This is a genomic window from Massilia sp. UYP32 (genome assembly GCF_050434365.1).
In the GTDB taxonomy this organism is placed as follows: Bacteria; Pseudomonadota; Gammaproteobacteria; order Burkholderiales; family Burkholderiaceae_D; genus Telluria; species Telluria timonae.
Genome location: NZ_JBNDIK010000003.1, coordinates 1 through 14,863, shown reverse-complemented (window position 1 = coordinate 14,863; position 14,863 = coordinate 1). Strand labels below are relative to the sequence as shown.

The following is a 14,863-nucleotide window of genomic DNA, read 5'->3' as shown; positions in this document are numbered from 1 at the left end:
GGCTGCCAACGCAGCCAGGTAGTGGCGAAGATGTTAGTCGTTATCGAAAAGACACGGAACACGGTAGCTTGTTGGCAAGATCTGGTGCTGGGCTGTTGTAAGTGGGTACTTTGCCTGCTGAGTAGAAGTGATCTGGGGCAACATTTCGTTTTTACCGATTTGTGTTTTCCCATGGCAATCATCCGCGCATTCCTTGTCCTTGCCTTGCTGGGGCTGTATTCCTTCGCCCAGGCCGCCCAGGCCGACACTGTGTCGGCCGCCGCGGCTGCGGCCGCGCCGGCCCAGCCGACCGCGCGCGCCGACTTCACCGTCGCCACCCGCAAGGTCTTCGTGTTTCGCGCCACCCTGGCCGGCCACTCGCCGCAAGACCGCCTCGAAGCGGCCCAGCGGCGCCTCGACAAGGCCCTGTCGGGCAAGGGCCCGCAGCGCGTCACCGTCAACGGCTTGGCGGAGGGCAGCCAGGTGCTGCTCGACGGCGCGCCGCTGTTCCTGGTGACGCCGGCCGACGTCAACGTGCTGGCCGGCGACACGCCCCAGGACGTCGCGCACGACAGCGCGGGCAAGCTGGAGCGCGCGCTGGCCGCGCGGCGCGAGGCGAGCGACCCGCGCGTGCTGGTCGAAGCCGCCGCGCTGTGCGTCGCCGCCACCCTGGCCTACGTCGTCGTGCTGCGCGCGCTGGTGCTGCTGCGCAGCGCGGTCAAGAGCCGCTTCGAGCGCCTGCTCGGCGTGCGCCTGGCGCGGGTGAGCTTTCGCAACGTGCGCCTGCTCGACGCCCAGCTGTATGTGAGCTTCCTGCGCCAGGTGACGATGGCGGTGGTATGGGGCCTGCGCCTGCTGGCCACCTATATCTGGATCAGCTTCCTGCTCGGCGAATTCGCCTACACCCGCAGCTGGGGCGAGTGGCTCAAGAGTTACCTGGTCGAGCTGGCGGTGGGGATCGGCCAGTCGATGGCGGCCGCCATTCCCGGCCTGCTGGTGGTGCTGGTCATCGCCGCGCTGGCGCGCCTGGTGATGCTGACCGCGGCCTCGGTGTTCAAGCGGGTCGAGAGCGGCGAATTGCAGGTGGGCTGGCTCGACCAGGACACGGCCGCGCCGACCCGGCGCCTGGTCAACCTGGTGATCGGGCTGTTCGCGCTGGCGATGTCCTATCCCTACCTGCCCGGTTCGCACACGGCCGCCTTCCAGGGCGTCACGGTGCTGGCCGGCCTGATGGTGTCGATCGGCGCCTCGAGCATCGTGGCGCAGGGCGCCGCTGGCCTGATCCTGATGTACACCCGCTCGCTGCGCAAGGGAGAATACGTGCGCGTGGGCGACAAGGAGGGCACGGTGGTCGACATGGGCATGTTCGAGACGCGCCTGCGCACCGGCAGCGGCGAAGAAGTCCTGATGCCCAACGCCTGGGTGCTGTCCAACACCACCAGCAACTTCTCGCGCGACGGCGTGATCGAGGACGGTTTCGTCACCGAGGTCAAGGTGACGGTCGGCTACGACACGCCCTGGCGCACGGTGCACGCGCTGCTGGAACAGGCGGCCGGCGCGACGCAGGGCATCGCGGCCGAACCGAAGCCCTTCATCGTGCAGGCCGCGCTGTCGGATTTCTACATCGAATACCGCCTGTGCGCGCACGCGGCGGCCGCCAGTCCGCGCGACCGGGCCGAGGTGCGCAACCATCTGCACCAGAACGTGCTGGACGTGTTCGACGCGGCGGGCGTCGGGCTGACGTCGTCGCACTTCCACCGCGTGACGCTGACGGAAAAGCGGGCTTGATGAAAAAACGGGTGACCGGCCATGCCGCGTCACCCGTTTTAGTGGGGTACTACAGGATCGAGTGGATCAGTCGACGGTCGCGCCGCTGTCCTTCACGATCTTCGACCATTTCGCGCTTTCGGCCTGCACGAACTTGGCGAAGTTCTCAGGCGTATCGCCCACGTACTCGGTGCCGGTGTCGGCCAGCACGCGCTGGAAGTCCGGCTGCTTCATGACTTTCTGCGATTCGGCGTTGATCTTGTCGACGATGGCTTTCGGGGTCTTGGCCGGCACGAACAGGCCGTACCAGGCGTAGGACTCGATGTTCAGGCCGGCTTCGGCGAAGGTCGGCACGTCCGGCAGCAGCGGCGAGCGCTTGCTGCCCGAGATGGCGATCGGCTTGACCTTGCCGCTCTTGATGTGCGGCATGATCGCGATGGTCGAGTCGAACATGATCGGGATGTGACCGCCCAGCAGGTCGGAAATCGCCGGCGCCGAGCCCTTGTACGGCACGTGCACCATGTCGAGCTTGGTCACGCCGCGGAACAGTTCACCGGTCAGGTGCTGCGGGGTGCCGTTGCCGGCCGACGCGTACGAGAACTGGCCTTTCTTCGACTGGATGTGGGCCAGCAGTTCCTTGACGTTCTTGGCCGGCACCGATGGGTGGGCGACCAGCACCAGCGGCGCGCGCAGCAGGTTGGTGACCGGGATCAGGTCCTTGGCCGGGTCGAAGGCCATCTTCTTGTACAGGCTCGGGTTGATCACGATCGGCGCGCTCGAGGTGATCAGGAGGGTCTGGCCGTCCGGCTTGGCGCGGGTCACGGCCAGGGTGCCGATGTTGCCGCCGCCACCGCCGCGGTTATCGATCACGAACGACTGCTTCAGGTCGGTGGTCAGGCCTTTCGCCAGCGGACGCGCCGCGATGTCGGACGGGCCGCCGGCCGGCCATGGCACGACCACGGTCACGGTGCCGGTTGGCCAGTTCTGGGCGAAGGCGCTGGCGGAGAGGACGGTTGCTGCGAGAGCGAACACGAGGGATTTTCCTTTGGACGGGAAGACTCGCATGGTTTTGTCACCTATATAGTTGATTATTTCGCGAATGATTCGATAACCTGCTGAAACGATTTTACACGAATGCTCATGCGGATTGCGTACGTAGTAGTACGTGGGCCTTTCGTTGTCCTGTAAAGTGTTGTGTGTACTTACGATTCGAGGCTGGAAATGAAATATACAGGCTTTTTCCTGGCCGGCATCATCCTTGCCGGCGCCGCCATTGCCGCTACGCCGGCCTCGCCGGCAGTGCAGGCGATGAAGCGCATTGCTGGCGTGTACAAGCACCGTTTCATGAGTGGAGTCATCGTGCCGGGCAAGGACGAAACAGAGTCCTACCAGGCCGAGGACATCGTCGAGATCGTCCCGTACGACCGCGATCATGTGTACCTGCGCGTGCACCTCGATTTCTTCAATGGCCATAGCTGCGGCATTTACGGCATGGCGCGCTTCGAGGACGGCATGTTCGTCTATCGCGATCCAGCGCCGCCGATCGTGGGTGATTTTCCGTGCGTGCTCAAAGTTGGAGAGAAGGACGGCATGCTGACGCTGACCGATCGGTCTCCTCCCAATGCCGGGCGTACTTGCGAGGCCTATTGCGGTGCGCGCGGCAGCCTCAATTACGAGATCGGCATGGACAAGCGGCGGCCAATCCGTTACCTGGAGCGCCTGAAGGGATCCAGGCAGTACAAGGACGCGCGCGATGCGTTGCTTCAGTCGATCCCCGCGTCCTGATGGCTGACCGGCGCGCCCGGCTGGCGCAGGCAGGCTGGCTTCAGGGCGCCACGTCGCCGGCCTTCTCGGCGATCGGCCGCACATGGCGCAGCAGCGAATCGAGCATCTTGCCCGGTTCTTCGTTGAACATCTCGTGGCCCGAGTGCTCGAACCACACCAGCTTCTTGTGCGGCGCCTTCACGGTCTCAAACCACTCGGCGGTCACGGTCGACGAGACGTTGTAGTCGTAGCGGCCATTGAAGATGATGATCGGGCAGTCGAAGCGCTTGTAGCCGCTGAAGTCGGTCGAGATGACTTCGGCCAGCAGGTGTTCCTGCGAGAAATCGTTGGCTTTCCAGATCGTGCGCAGGTCGGCGTCCGTGTATTCGGGCGACAGGCGCGCCGCCGCGCCTTCGTGGGCGAAGTCCTTGCGGCCGTGAATGGCGCCGCCGTAATAGCCCAGCCACTTGCGCTGCAGGTACATGTCCTTGAGCACGATCGGGCGGCCCGGCGTTGCGTAGGGGCCGAGCGATTCGAGCTCCTGCACCGCCTTGGCGTTGTTGTCGCGCCGCGCGGCGTCGAGCGCGAAGCGCAGGCCGCGCCGTTCGCCCTCCGGCCCGTTGGTGGCCTGGCCCATGCCGATGTAGGCGTGCAGCCATTCCGGGTGCTTGCTGGCCAGCTCGATGCCGAGCGAGCTGCCCCAGGAGTGGCCGAGCACGAAGATGCGCTCCTTGCCGAACTCGCGCCGCAGCCATTGCACCATTTCCTCGGCGTCGGCGAGCATGCGGGCGCGCTTCATGGTCGGCGCCACGATGGCCGGATCGTTGGCGGCGTAGGTCTTGCCGGCGCCGCGCTGGTCCCATTGCACCACGGTGAAGAAGTCTTCCCAGCCGCGCTGGAAATACCAGCTGGTGGGCATCGACACATAGCCCGGGCCGCCGTGGATCATCAGCAGCACCGGATTGCGGCGGTCGACGCCGCGCACCGAGATCCACTGGTCGATGCCGCCGATGCGCACCGCTTCAAGACGCTCGATGGCGCCCGGCATGACCAGGCGCCGCATGTCGGCGACAATCTTGACCGCCTCGGCGCGGCTTTCGGGTTTCTGGGCGAAGGCCGGCGCCAGGATGGCGCTGGCGAGGATCGTCGACAAGGTCAGACGATGGAGCAAGCGTGCAAGCATGTGAAATCCGGTCAAAAAAAGGGAGCGAGTATTGTCTATCAATAGTGATAGATAGTAACGAAATTTATCGACTGCCTTTATCGATAGCCGATCGCATCGGCCGGCTTGCCTGCGTCGACGACCTCGACCATGTAGCGCCAGGCATCGGGCCGCGAGCCATCCAGGTCGGTGAAGCCGTAGACCTTGGCCAGCTCGCCGCTCGACAGCGATTGCCCGTTCCAGCGCGCGCCTTCCGGGTCGGCTGCGATGGCGGCGACGGCGCGGCCGACGAAGCGCGGCGTTTCCGAGATCACGAAGTGCGGCTCCTGCGCCGCGCGCCAGTTGTCCTCGCCAACCCCGAAGGTTTCGAGCATGATTTCAGAGCGCATCCAGCCCGGCGTGAGGCAGACCGCGGTGGCGCCGCGCGGGCCGAGGTCGCGTCCATGGGCCCAGGCCATGCGGTTGACCGCCGTCTTGGCCAGGTCATAGAAGGGATTCAGGCGGTAGTGGTCGGCGTTGTAGGCGGCGGTGCCGTCGGTGATCTCCACCAGCAGGCCGCCCGCATGCTCGAGCATCAGGGGCAGGGCGTGGTGAGCCGTGATCAGGTGGGTGTCGATGGCCAGGCGCAGCATGCGCAAGCCCTTGTCGAGGTCGTGTTCCCAGACCGGCTTTTCCCACTCGTTGAGGTTCTCTCCGCCCCAGATGTCGTTGACCAGGATGTCCAGCCGGCCAGCCTCGCGGCGGATGCGTTCCACCAGCGCCTGCACCTGGCGCGGATCGAGATGGTCGACCTGCAGCGCGATCCCGCGGCCGCCGGCCGCCGTCACCAGCTCGGCTGTCTCTTCGATCGTCTCCGGCCGCGCGTATTCGGATTGCTGCGCGCGCGTGGTGCGGCCGGTGACGTAGACGGTGGCGCCGGCCGCGCCGAGTTCGATGGCAATGCCGCGGCCGGCGCCGCGTGTGCCGCCCGCCACCAGGGCGATCCTGTCGTTCAGATCCATATGCATCTCCTTGGGTAGATTTATAAACAAACGTTCATTTATAAATCAATTATAAATGATTGTTCGCTTATGGGATAATGCCGGCATGGCACGCACCAAGACCCTTCCCGACCTGGCGGTCCTCGACCAGGCGGTCGCGCTGATGCACGGCAGCGGCCCGGACCACCTGACCTTCGCCAGCCTGTCAGCGGCGACCGGCCTGTCCGGCGCGACCCTGGTGCAGCGCTTCAGCAGCAAGGCCGGGCTGCGTCAGCGCGCCTTGCTGCATGCATGGGACGTGCTGGAACAGCGCACCGCCGATCTGATCGGCTCGATGGAGCGCACGCCACTTGGCGCGCGCCGGCTGCTGGTCGGCCTGTCGCGCGACTATGGCGGCATCGAAGCCTACGCCCAGGGCTTGCTGCTGCTACGCGAAGACCTGCGCGACCCGCTGCTGCGCGAGCGCGGCGCCGCCTGGGGCAATACCCTGAATGTCGCGCTGGATGCCTGTTTCGCCGCGACGCCCGGCGCGCCCGCCGGCGTCGGCAGGTTCATGGCGAGCCAGTGGCAGGGCGCTTTGCTGTGGTGGGCCTTCAACCCGGTCAAGCCGGTGGAAGCCTTCGTGGACGAGGAACTCGCGCGCTTCGTCGCGCTGGTGGGCGGATAGGCGCGGCCGCTCAGGGCCTGGCGCCCGACAGCGGTTCCCAGATGACGGTCGGCATCCAGCCGGTGGCGGCCAGGGTGGCCTGCATGACGGTGGCCGCGTTTTCCTTGGCCGTGTTCAGCACGGCCGGCTGGCTGCAGGCCGCCTGCACCGCCTTCTGCGCCGTGCCCAGCGCATTGTTCATCGCCGTGGTGCGTGTCTGGGCGGAAGGAATGAAGGCTTGCAGCCCCTGTTCGGTGACCGCATAGAAATAGGAGCCGCCCCGGTTGCGCGCCTCGTGGCTGATGCGCGCCTGCAGCGGAGTCGGCGGCGGCAGCACGATGGTGAGGGTGCGCGCTCGCTCGTCGATGTCTTCGTAGCGCGCTTGGCGCAGGTCGGTTGCGATGGTGCAATCGCCGCGCGCGACCAGCAGCACGCGGGTGCTGCCCAGCCGTACTTCCCATTGCGACCAGGGGATATCGACCGCGTTCGGTTGCGTGAACTCGATGACGTCCGCGTAGTTCATCTTGAGCGAGACGAGGTGCCCCATTTTTTCCAGCGAAATCAGCGGCGGCGGTGGCGCCACCTGCTCGGCCGGCTTCTTGATGAAGGCGAAGATGATGGCGGCGGCGGTGACGGCGACGAGCAGGATCGGCAGGCGTTGCGGAGATGTCATGGGACGGCGATGGCAGGTGCGTGGAAGCGACGGCGGCCAGTCTACCCGATCCAGCCGATGGCCGACGCCCCCCAGCGCCGGGATAGGCGCCTAGTCGACCTCGATCGTGGTGATCGTGATGGCCTTGCCCGGCATTGCCGGTCGCCATGGTCCGTCGATCACCTCGATGCGATCGACGCCGAAGCGGGCGAAGTCTTCCCTGGTGAAGGTCCATCCGTCCATATCGGGCAGGTCGAAGCGGCTCGCCTGTCCATACGTCGTGATGTACTGCCTGACGCCGATCTTCTTGAAGAAATCGGTCTCGCGCTGGAGCAGCGGCTGGATTTCCTTCCGATGGCCGGCCCAGAATGCGTCCTGCTGTTCCTTCGTCATGGCATCGTAGGCGGCTTTCCGTTCACCTCCAAGGTTGAACGTCGCGCTGCTGATGCCTCCGTGGAAGCCGATGACGGCCACGTTGCTGACGGTCTTGCGCGGCGCGGCGGTGAACACGTAGTTGGCGCAGGAAGACAGGCAGTACGCGCTCACCTTGACGTCCAGGCCCTTCCGGTACACCCAGTCGCCCAGGTCGAGGCCGAAGTCGACGATGCCGCCCTTGCTCTCGATGGCGAGCACCGTCGGTTTGATGGCCAGGCTGTCGTATAGCGCGAACAGGCGCTGGTTGGCGTCGTCGTCCAGGTAGCCGGAATAATGCAGCTCGCCGTTCTCGACGAACACCCGAGTGGCCTCGTCGGCGGCGCTGGCCGCGGTGGCGAAGAAGGTGAGGGCAATCAGGCAGGCGTATCTTGATCGGGGCATGGGCAGGCATCATCCGGAATCGACCCTGCATTATCTCGTGCCGGCGATGAAAAAGGTTCACTGAAAACCACGACCGCCATGCCGGGACGACGCGTTCGGTTGGTGCATAATCGGCGTCAAGGAGGGAATATGAGCAGCCATACCGACGCAGCAATCCTCGAATCCTGGTCGCGCAATGCGACTCCCTGGACCAGCGCCGTGCGCAGCGGAGAAATCGAAAGCCGCACCCTGGTGACCAATGCCGCCATCGTCGAGGCGGTGCGCGCGCGCGCGCCGCGCACAGGCGTCGATCTCGGCTGCGGCGAAGGCTGGCTGGTGCGCGCGCTGCCCGAGGTGGAGATGGTCGGCGTGGATGCGATCGACGGCCTTATCCGGCAGGCGCGGGCGGTCGGCGGCGGCGACTTCCGCGTGCTGTCGTATGAACGGATCGCGGCCGGCGAGCTGGCATTGTCGGTTGACGTCGCCGTCGCCAACTTCTCGCTGATCGGACATGAACCGGTCGACGGCCTGTTCGCCGCCGCGCCGACTTATCTGCGGGCCGGTGGAACGCTGATCGTGCAGACCGTCCACCCCTTGATGGCCTGCGGCGATGCCCCCTATGTCGACGGCTGGCGTGCGGGCAGCTGGGCCGGCTTCAGCACTGACTTCCAGGACGCGCCGCCCTGGTACTTCCGCACGATCTCGAGCTGGATCGCGCTGTTCGAACGGCACGGCCTGCGCGTGGTGGAGATGCGCGAGCCGCTGCATCCGCATACCGGCAAGCCGGTGTCGCTCATTCTGGCCGGCGTCATGCCGGATTCGCCGGATCGCCCCGGCTGACGGCGGCTGCCCTCGATGGCAGGCGACCTTCAGGACACGCTGTCTTTAGCCTGCTCGTCGATGACGAGCACGATGCCGCGCTCTCCGTCGACCTCGACCAGCTGGCCATCGCGCAGTCGCTGGAAGACGTCACCGATGCCTACCACGCAGGGCTTGTTGAACTCCCGCGCGACCAATGCGCCATGCTGCAGCGCGCCGCCGATTTCGAGGACGATGGCGGCGGCGTTGACGAACAGCGGCGTCCATCCCGGATCTGTGGTGAAAGCGACCAGGATTTCGCCCGGCGCAAGCGACTTTTCGTGCGCGTTGCGCAGGCACTTGACGCGGCCCCTTGCTACCCCGGGCGATATCCCTACGCCAAGCAATCCGCCGGTCCGGTCGTCCCGCCGCGGCGCGCGCAGGATGCGACCACGCGAGTCGATCAATGAGGGAAAGACGTGCACTTGTCGCGCCAGCACTTGCAGAAAGCCGGTCCGCATGCGCCGTCGCTCGCGCAAGTCAGGCCGGTCAGCGTGTGCCGGCTCCAGGTCGGCATAGTAGAGGCCGAAGATATCGTGCGGATCGTCCAGGCGCCCCTCTGCCACCAGCTTTGCGCCAAGCGCCAGCGCCTGGGTTCGCATGCTTTGGCGGAACATCAGGTTGATATGCTTCGGTGTGTCGCGGCTGCCGGCAAACGCGGTCGACACCGCGTACAGGCGTTTGAGCAGCAGGCGGCGCACGGGCCCGAACCTGCGCAGCAGTGCCGTGTAGGCTCGTTCCCGTTCCTGCGCCAGCCGGCGATGGGCGGCTGCCGGATCGCGCTCATCGGACACGCCGGCGAGGAAGGACATCTGGCGCAGCAGGATGGCGGGATCGTCCCGGTAGCTGGCATTGGCGAGGTCCATTTCTCCCGGGCCGCGGCAGCCATAGACAGCGAGGAACCGGTCCCACTCGGCCAGGAAGGCTGCCGGCATCTCGCGGCGCGCGATGCGGGCAGCCAGCGAATCCGTATCGGCGTAGTCGGCGGGCGCCAGCATGCGCGCCAGGCGGACCATGGCGATGCCCATTTCCACCACCAGGTTGCCGCCAGCGCCGCGCGTCAGGCTGGCGAGCAGACGCCGCTCGTCGTCGCAATGCCTGCGCGCCAGGCGCGCCAGCGTCGCGGTGGCGCCGACGCCGGCGAGCATCGCCGGCAGGGCGACGTCGACGATGGCCTCGATCGCCACCGCGCCGAGCCGTTGCTGCAGCTGCGGCAGTGTCGAGTCCTTGCCGCCCGGCGCCGACAGGCGCGCCATGGCGTCGCGTTCGCGCAGACGATGCAGGCGCCGCGCATGGTCCGGCGCGATGAATGCATGCAGGCTGCGCCACAATGCGCGCCGCAGCCTCCAAAGCGCGCCGGGCACGACGCGCAGGAGCGGCAACAGCGATGGCCGTGTCGCAGAGCGGTAGCGGGTGGCATCGATGGTGGCCAGGGTTTCCGCGAGAAGCTGGTCGGTCGGCGCATTGCTGTGCGCGAGTTGCAGGGGCGTCGCCAGCCACAGGACGCGGGAAAGATTCAGGTACATGCGCCCACCCTGGATGCACAGCCATCCGTCGGCCCGGTCCAGCGGCAGGTCGACCGGACCGGCGCAGTGGCGGATCAGGTGCGCGATGGTGTGTTTCAGCCAGTCCTGGCCCATGGGCGACACCGGCGCATTGATCGTCATGCCCTTGGCGAGAGAGATGTCCATGTACAGGGTCCGTGGCGTGCCGGGGCGGGAAGTCATGTCCGGCGTAAGCGGCGTGTATGCCGTGACCGGGCGCGCCTGCAGCAGATGCAGCGTTCCCGCGGCGTAGGCGAACTCCATGTCGACAGGAGCGCCGAACAATGCTTCGACGCTGGCCAGCGTCGCCGTCACCTCGGCCAGTTGCGCTGGATCGAGACAGAAGCCCGCGCCATGCGGCGCGGGGCATGCCTTGCTGCCCGGCGTGCCTTCGAGCAGGCGTCCGCTCGCCTTGTCGAGCACGAACTGGTCCGGCACGACCTGCCCATCGACCAGCGCATCTCCCAGCCCCCAGCTTGCATTGACGAGCGCTTCGTCCAGGTCGTTCGTCAGGGGATTGATGGAAAAGCCCACGCCGGAGACTTCGCTCTCGACCTGCCGCTGGACGATGACGGCCATCGCCGGCTCGAACACCGGCATCGCACGCGCGCTCTTGTAGGCGAATGCCGGGACGGCCAGGCAAGAGGCGAAGCAGTCGCGGATCGCTTCCTCGAGCCGGGAAGCGGGCACGCCCAGGCAGGTGCGGTACACGCCGGCGAACGAGGCGGCGGCGAGGTCTTCGTCGGGCGACGAAGAGCGCACCGCGAACCGCACGCCGGGTTCATGCGCCTGGCATTGGCTCGCCAGGAGGTCGATGGCGCGCCGCTGGTCGGCGTCCCATTCGAGGCCGTCCACGTGGATGCGTAGTGCGGCGCAGGCCGTAGGCCAGTCCGGTTGCTCCGCCTGAGTCAATGTCTGCCAGGCCGGCGTGGCGCGCAGCCTTGCGATCCAGGGCGCGAAGAAGGCGGTTGTCAGCACATGGGCCGGCGGCACATTGAATCCCGACGCTGCAAGCCGATGCAGCGACCACGCCTTTCCGCCCAGCGTTTCGCGGGATGCGGGGCCGGCATCCGGGATTGCCACCAGAAATGGCGCAGCCTGTCCCTCGGCGGTCACGCCGGTCGCCAAACATTGCCTTGCCTGCGTATCGATCGTATCCATCGCCGCCACATTGACTTTGTAATCCGAGCAATATAAATGACCTTGCCTGCGGTGTCAGCCCGGCAGTCGTGGTCCCGGCTGCCAGGCCTTGCCACGCATGCGCATGCCGAGGCCTGGACGGAACCACCCTGGCGCATTGTCTAGCTGATGTCCGCGAACACGCCCCAGCGCCGCAGCAGCAGCTTCTCGAATTCGAGCACCACCATGAACGCCAGCCCGATGCCGAGGATCGCCACGCCGTCGATGAGCGCTACGGCGCGGGTATCGAACAGCGCCTGCATCCACGGCAGGTAGGTGAACGCCAGCTGCGCGACCACCACGACAAGGATCGCCCACAGCACCGCCGGCGTGCCGCGCGCGCCGCGCCAGGTGAACGAGCGCATGTGCAGGTAGCGCACGTTGAACAGGTAAAAGATCTCCAGCACGCACAGCGTGTCGACCACCATCGTGCGCGCCGTCTCGGTGTCCAGGCCGCGGCGTTCGGCCCAGGCCATCACGGCGAACACGCCGGCGGTGAACAGCACCGACACGAACGCCACCCGCCACAGCATGAAGGGCGACAGCAGCGGCGCTAGCGGATCGCGCGGCCGGCGCGCCATCACGCCCGGCTCGGCCGGCTCGAAGGCCAGCACCAGGCCGAGCGTGATGGTCAGGATCATGTTGATCCACAGGATCTGCGGCGGCGTCATCGGCAGGGTCAACCCCAGCACCAGCGCCGCGACGATCGCCAGCACCTCACCGCCATTGGTCGGCAGGGTCCAGGCGATGACCTTGCGGATGTTGTCGTAGACGGTGCGTCCCTCGCTCACGGCCGCCACGATGGAAGCGAAGTTGTCGTCGGCCAGCACGATCTGGGCCGCTTCCTTGGCCGCCTCGGTGCCCTTGTTGCCCATGGCGATGCCGACGTTGGCCTGCTTCAGCGACGGGGCATCGTTGACGCCGTCGCCGGTCATCGCGACCACCTCGCCCTCGGCCTGCAGCGCGCGCACCACGCGCAGCTTGTGGGCGGGATTGGTGCGGGCGAAGACGTGGGTGCGGCGCGCCAGGGTCCGCAGCTCGGCGTCGGAGACGGCGTCGACGTCCTGGCCGGTCGCCACCACCGGCTGCTCGGCCAGGCCGAGTTGCGCGGCGATGGCGGCGGCGGTCGCGCCATGGTCGCCGGTGATCATCTTGACCGCGATGCCGGCGCTGCGGCAATCGGCGATCGCGGCCAGCGCCTCGGGCCGCGGCGGATCGATGAAGCCGACCAGGCCCAGGAACACCAGCTCGTCCACGGCTTCGAAGTCCAGCTGCGGCGGCGCATGCGCGAAGCGCCGCAGGGCGAAGCCCAGCACGCGCTCGCCGCTGGAGGCCGCCGCCGCGACGTGGCCTTCCCAGCAAGCGGTATCCAGCGGCATGCTTGCCCCGGACACGTCGAGTTGCGCGCCGCTCATGGCCAGCACGCGTTCCGGCGCGCCCTTGACGAACAGCTCGGCGCCGCCGTCGGCCAGGCCGTGCAGCGTGGCCATGAAACGGTGCTGGGCGTCGAACGGGATCTCGTCGGCGCGCGGATGGCCGGCGCGCAGGGCGTCCGGCTCGAGCCCGGCCTTCATTGCCAGCGCCACCAGCGCGCCTTCCATCGGATCGCCGTCCACATGCCAGCCGCCCGCAGCCAGGCGCAGGTGGGCGTCGTTGCACAGCAGGCCGGCTTCGACCAGGCGGCGCGCATTGGCCGGCAGGCCGGCGCCGTCCTCGGGCAGCGCGAACGCGCCCAGCGGCGCATAGCCGGCGCCGCTCACGCCGATGCTGCCCGCACCGGTCACCACGCGGCAGGCCGTCATCTCGTTGCGGGTCAGGGTGCCGGTCTTGTCGGAACAGATCACGGTGGTCGCGCCCAGCGTCTCCACCGCCGGCAGGCGGCGCACGATGGCGTGGCGCGCGGCCATGCGCTGCACGCCGATGGCGAGGGTGATGGTGATCACCGCCGGCAAGCCTTCGGGCACCAGCGCCACCGCGATCGCCACCACCATCATCAGCGCCTCGACCCAGTCCATCCCCTTCAAGCCGACCGCATAGGCGAACAGCAGCGCGGCGACGGCGATCGACAGCACCGTGAAGCGCCGCCCGAAGCCGTTGATCTGGCGCAGCAGGGGCGTGGTGAGCGGCTCGACCTTGCCGAGCATGCTGCTGATGCGGCCGATCTCGGTATGGCTGCCGGTGGCGACCACCAGGCCGAGGCCCTGGCCGGCGGCGACCAGCGTGCCTGAATACGCCATGCCTTCGCGGTCGCCCAGCGCCGCACCGGCGTCGACGGCGTGACCGGTCTTGACGCTGGCCACCGATTCGCCGGTGAGGATCGCTTCGTCGACCAGCAGGGCGCGGGCGCGCAGCAGGCGCAGGTCGGCGGGGACGCGGTCGCCGGCTTCGAGCAGCACCACGTCGCCCGGCGCCAGCGTGGCCACCGGGACGGTCGCGTGCTGGCCGGCGCGCACGACGCGCGCAGTGGGCGCCAGCATGGCTTGCAGGGCGCCGAGGGCTTGCTCCGCCTTGCCTTCCTGGACGAAGCCGACGATGGCGTTCACGGTGACCACGCCGACGATCACGGCCGCGTCGACCCAGTGTTCGAGCACGGCGGCCAGTGCCGCGGCGGCGAGCAGGAACAGGATCAGCGCGTTATTGAATTGCAGCAGAAAGCGCAGGAGGGCGGGCGTGCGCGGTGGCGATGGCAGCGTGTTGGGGCCGTGCAGCGCCAGGCGCCGCGCCGCTTCATCCGGTGCGAGTCCGTCGGGGATCGAAGCCAGCTGGCGCAGGACGGCGTCGGCCGGCATCGCATGCCAGTCTGCGACCGGCGTGGAAGGGATGGAGGACGTGGTCATGGACATGCAAGGAAACAGCTCCCTGATTACCTGATGAGCAAAACTTAGCATAGTAAGTTTTGGTCATCAACGAATCCCGACCCCGATGCTTGGGTATGGCGGCGTCAGCGCAGCAGTTTCAATCCCGGCGGCAGTGCATCGCCCAGCAGGCGCGTCTCGACCGCCTGGTCCAACACATAGGTAGCGGCCATAACGCGCGCTGGCACGCGCATTGAGCTTGCTGGCCGACGGAATGCGTTCGAAGTTCTCGCTGATCGGACATGAAGCGGTCGACGGCCTGTTCGCCGCCGCGCCGACTTATGTGCGCGCCGGCGGAACGCTGATCGTGCGGACCGTCACCCCTTGATGGGCCTGCGGCGACGCGCCCCTATGTCGACGGCTGGCGCTCAGAGAGCCAGGCCGGCTGCAGCGACGATTTCCAAGACGCGCCGCCTTGGTACTTCCGCACGATTTTGAGTTGGATTGCGCCGTTCGAGCGGCATGGCCTGCGCGTGGTCGAGATAAGCGAACCGCTGCATCTGCGCAAGGGCAAGCCGGCGTCGTTGATCCTGTGCGGCTTTTTAATTACATAAGTTGACTTTGCGAGAGCGGCACTTGCTAGCTGTTTAGTTCCGTGCGATCATTTTCCTCGTCGTAGCTGGCCTTTGTTCCGTGCAAAGGCTATGCTCGACGACTTGATTGCTGGATTCAGCAGTCCCGG

At 67.0% G+C, this 14,863-nt stretch carries 11 protein-coding genes; 4 read left to right on the top strand and 7 right to left on the bottom strand.

Features of this window, described 5'->3' with window-relative positions; genetic code table 11:
- The first annotated feature begins 171 nt into the window (after window positions 1-171).
- Complete coding sequence (locus ABIB42_RS02920) at window positions 172-1,767, top strand: mechanosensitive ion channel family protein (RefSeq protein ID WP_429247877.1); 1,596 nt, start codon at window positions 172-174, stop codon at window positions 1,765-1,767.
- A 66-nt stretch (window positions 1,768-1,833) separates the two neighbouring features.
- On the opposite strand, the gene ABIB42_RS02915 is transcribed toward ABIB42_RS02920, so the two are convergent.
- Window positions 1,834-2,778 (bottom strand): Bug family tripartite tricarboxylate transporter substrate binding protein, encoded by a 945-nt coding sequence (locus ABIB42_RS02915; protein WP_229410137.1) that lies wholly within the window; start codon window positions 2,776-2,778, stop codon window positions 1,834-1,836.
- A gap of 189 nt (window positions 2,779-2,967) precedes the next feature.
- Here ABIB42_RS02915 and ABIB42_RS02910 point away from each other — a divergent pair, with 189 nt between their 5' ends.
- Window positions 2,968-3,531 carry a hypothetical protein gene (locus ABIB42_RS02910; protein WP_005662913.1) on the top strand — a complete coding sequence of 188 codons (564 nt, stop codon included), beginning with the start codon at window positions 2,968-2,970 and terminating at the stop codon, window positions 3,529-3,531.
- Between the two features lie 40 nt (window positions 3,532-3,571).
- On the opposite strand, the gene ABIB42_RS02905 is transcribed toward ABIB42_RS02910, so the two are convergent.
- The gene (locus tag ABIB42_RS02905) at window positions 3,572-4,693 is read right to left on the bottom strand and encodes an alpha/beta fold hydrolase (RefSeq protein ID WP_005662911.1); all 1,122 of its coding nucleotides are present in this window, start codon (window positions 4,691-4,693) and stop codon (window positions 3,572-3,574) included.
- Window positions 4,694-4,770: 77 nt separating this feature from the next.
- On the bottom strand, window positions 4,771-5,673 hold the full coding sequence (locus ABIB42_RS02900; RefSeq protein ID WP_429247876.1) for an SDR family oxidoreductase: 903 nt from the start codon (window positions 5,671-5,673) through the stop codon (window positions 4,771-4,773).
- A gap of 85 nt (window positions 5,674-5,758) precedes the next feature.
- On the opposite strand from ABIB42_RS02900, the gene ABIB42_RS02895 reads away from it, so the two are divergent.
- Window positions 5,759-6,319, top strand: coding sequence for a TetR family transcriptional regulator (locus ABIB42_RS02895; protein WP_005662907.1), 561 nt, complete (start codon window positions 5,759-5,761; stop codon window positions 6,317-6,319).
- A 10-nt stretch (window positions 6,320-6,329) separates the two neighbouring features.
- On the opposite strand, the gene ABIB42_RS02890 is transcribed toward ABIB42_RS02895, so the two are convergent.
- Both ABIB42_RS02890 and ABIB42_RS02885 read right to left on the bottom strand, forming a co-directional pair.
- A complete protein-coding gene (locus tag ABIB42_RS02890) occupies window positions 6,330-6,971 on the bottom strand; it encodes a DUF4230 domain-containing protein (protein WP_005662905.1) in 642 nt (213 codons plus the stop codon).
- A 90-nt stretch (window positions 6,972-7,061) separates the two neighbouring features.
- Window positions 7,062-7,766 (bottom strand): hypothetical protein, encoded by a 705-nt coding sequence (locus ABIB42_RS02885; RefSeq protein ID WP_005662903.1) that lies wholly within the window; start codon window positions 7,764-7,766, stop codon window positions 7,062-7,064.
- Between the two features lie 129 nt (window positions 7,767-7,895).
- Between ABIB42_RS02885 and ABIB42_RS02880 the strand changes: the two genes are divergently transcribed.
- Complete coding sequence (locus tag ABIB42_RS02880) at window positions 7,896-8,585, top strand: class I SAM-dependent methyltransferase (protein WP_005662901.1); 690 nt, start codon at window positions 7,896-7,898, stop codon at window positions 8,583-8,585.
- Between the two features lie 29 nt (window positions 8,586-8,614).
- Here ABIB42_RS02880 and ABIB42_RS02875 read toward each other — a convergent pair whose 3' ends face one another.
- A complete protein-coding gene (locus tag ABIB42_RS02875; protein WP_005662899.1) occupies window positions 8,615-11,308 on the bottom strand; it encodes a PEP/pyruvate-binding domain-containing protein in 2,694 nt (897 codons plus the stop codon).
- A 140-nt stretch (window positions 11,309-11,448) separates the two neighbouring features.
- Window positions 11,449-14,169, bottom strand: a complete 2,721-nt coding sequence (locus tag ABIB42_RS02870; RefSeq protein ID WP_429247875.1) for an HAD-IC family P-type ATPase — start codon at window positions 14,167-14,169, stop codon at window positions 11,449-11,451.
- Window positions 14,170-14,863 lie beyond the last annotated feature (694 nt).

Bases quoted from the DNA above. Each gene is read 5' to 3' on its own strand.
- ABIB42_RS02920 (WP_429247877.1), top strand. From the start codon at position 172: ATGGCAATCATCCGCGCATTCCTTGTCCTTGCCTTGCTGGGGCTGTAT.
- ABIB42_RS02910 (WP_005662913.1), top strand. From the start codon at position 2,968: ATGAAATATACAGGCTTTTTCCTGGCCGGCATCATCCTTGCCGGCGCC.
- ABIB42_RS02905 (WP_005662911.1), bottom strand. From the start codon at position 4,693: ATGCTTGCACGCTTGCTCCATCGTCTGACCTTGTCGACGATCCTCGCC.
- ABIB42_RS02900 (WP_429247876.1), bottom strand. From the start codon at position 5,673: ATGGATCTGAACGACAGGATCGCCCTGGTGGCGGGCGGCACACGCGGC.
- ABIB42_RS02895 (WP_005662907.1), top strand. From the start codon at position 5,759: ATGGCACGCACCAAGACCCTTCCCGACCTGGCGGTCCTCGACCAGGCG.
- ABIB42_RS02890 (WP_005662905.1), bottom strand. From the start codon at position 6,971: ATGACATCTCCGCAACGCCTGCCGATCCTGCTCGTCGCCGTCACCGCC.
- ABIB42_RS02885 (WP_005662903.1), bottom strand. From the start codon at position 7,766: ATGCCCCGATCAAGATACGCCTGCCTGATTGCCCTCACCTTCTTCGCC.
- ABIB42_RS02880 (WP_005662901.1), top strand. From the start codon at position 7,896: ATGAGCAGCCATACCGACGCAGCAATCCTCGAATCCTGGTCGCGCAAT.
- ABIB42_RS02875 (WP_005662899.1), bottom strand. From the start codon at position 11,308: ATGGATACGATCGATACGCAGGCAAGGCAATGTTTGGCGACCGGCGTG.
- ABIB42_RS02870 (WP_429247875.1), bottom strand. From the start codon at position 14,169: ATGTCCATGACCACGTCCTCCATCCCTTCCACGCCGGTCGCAGACTGG.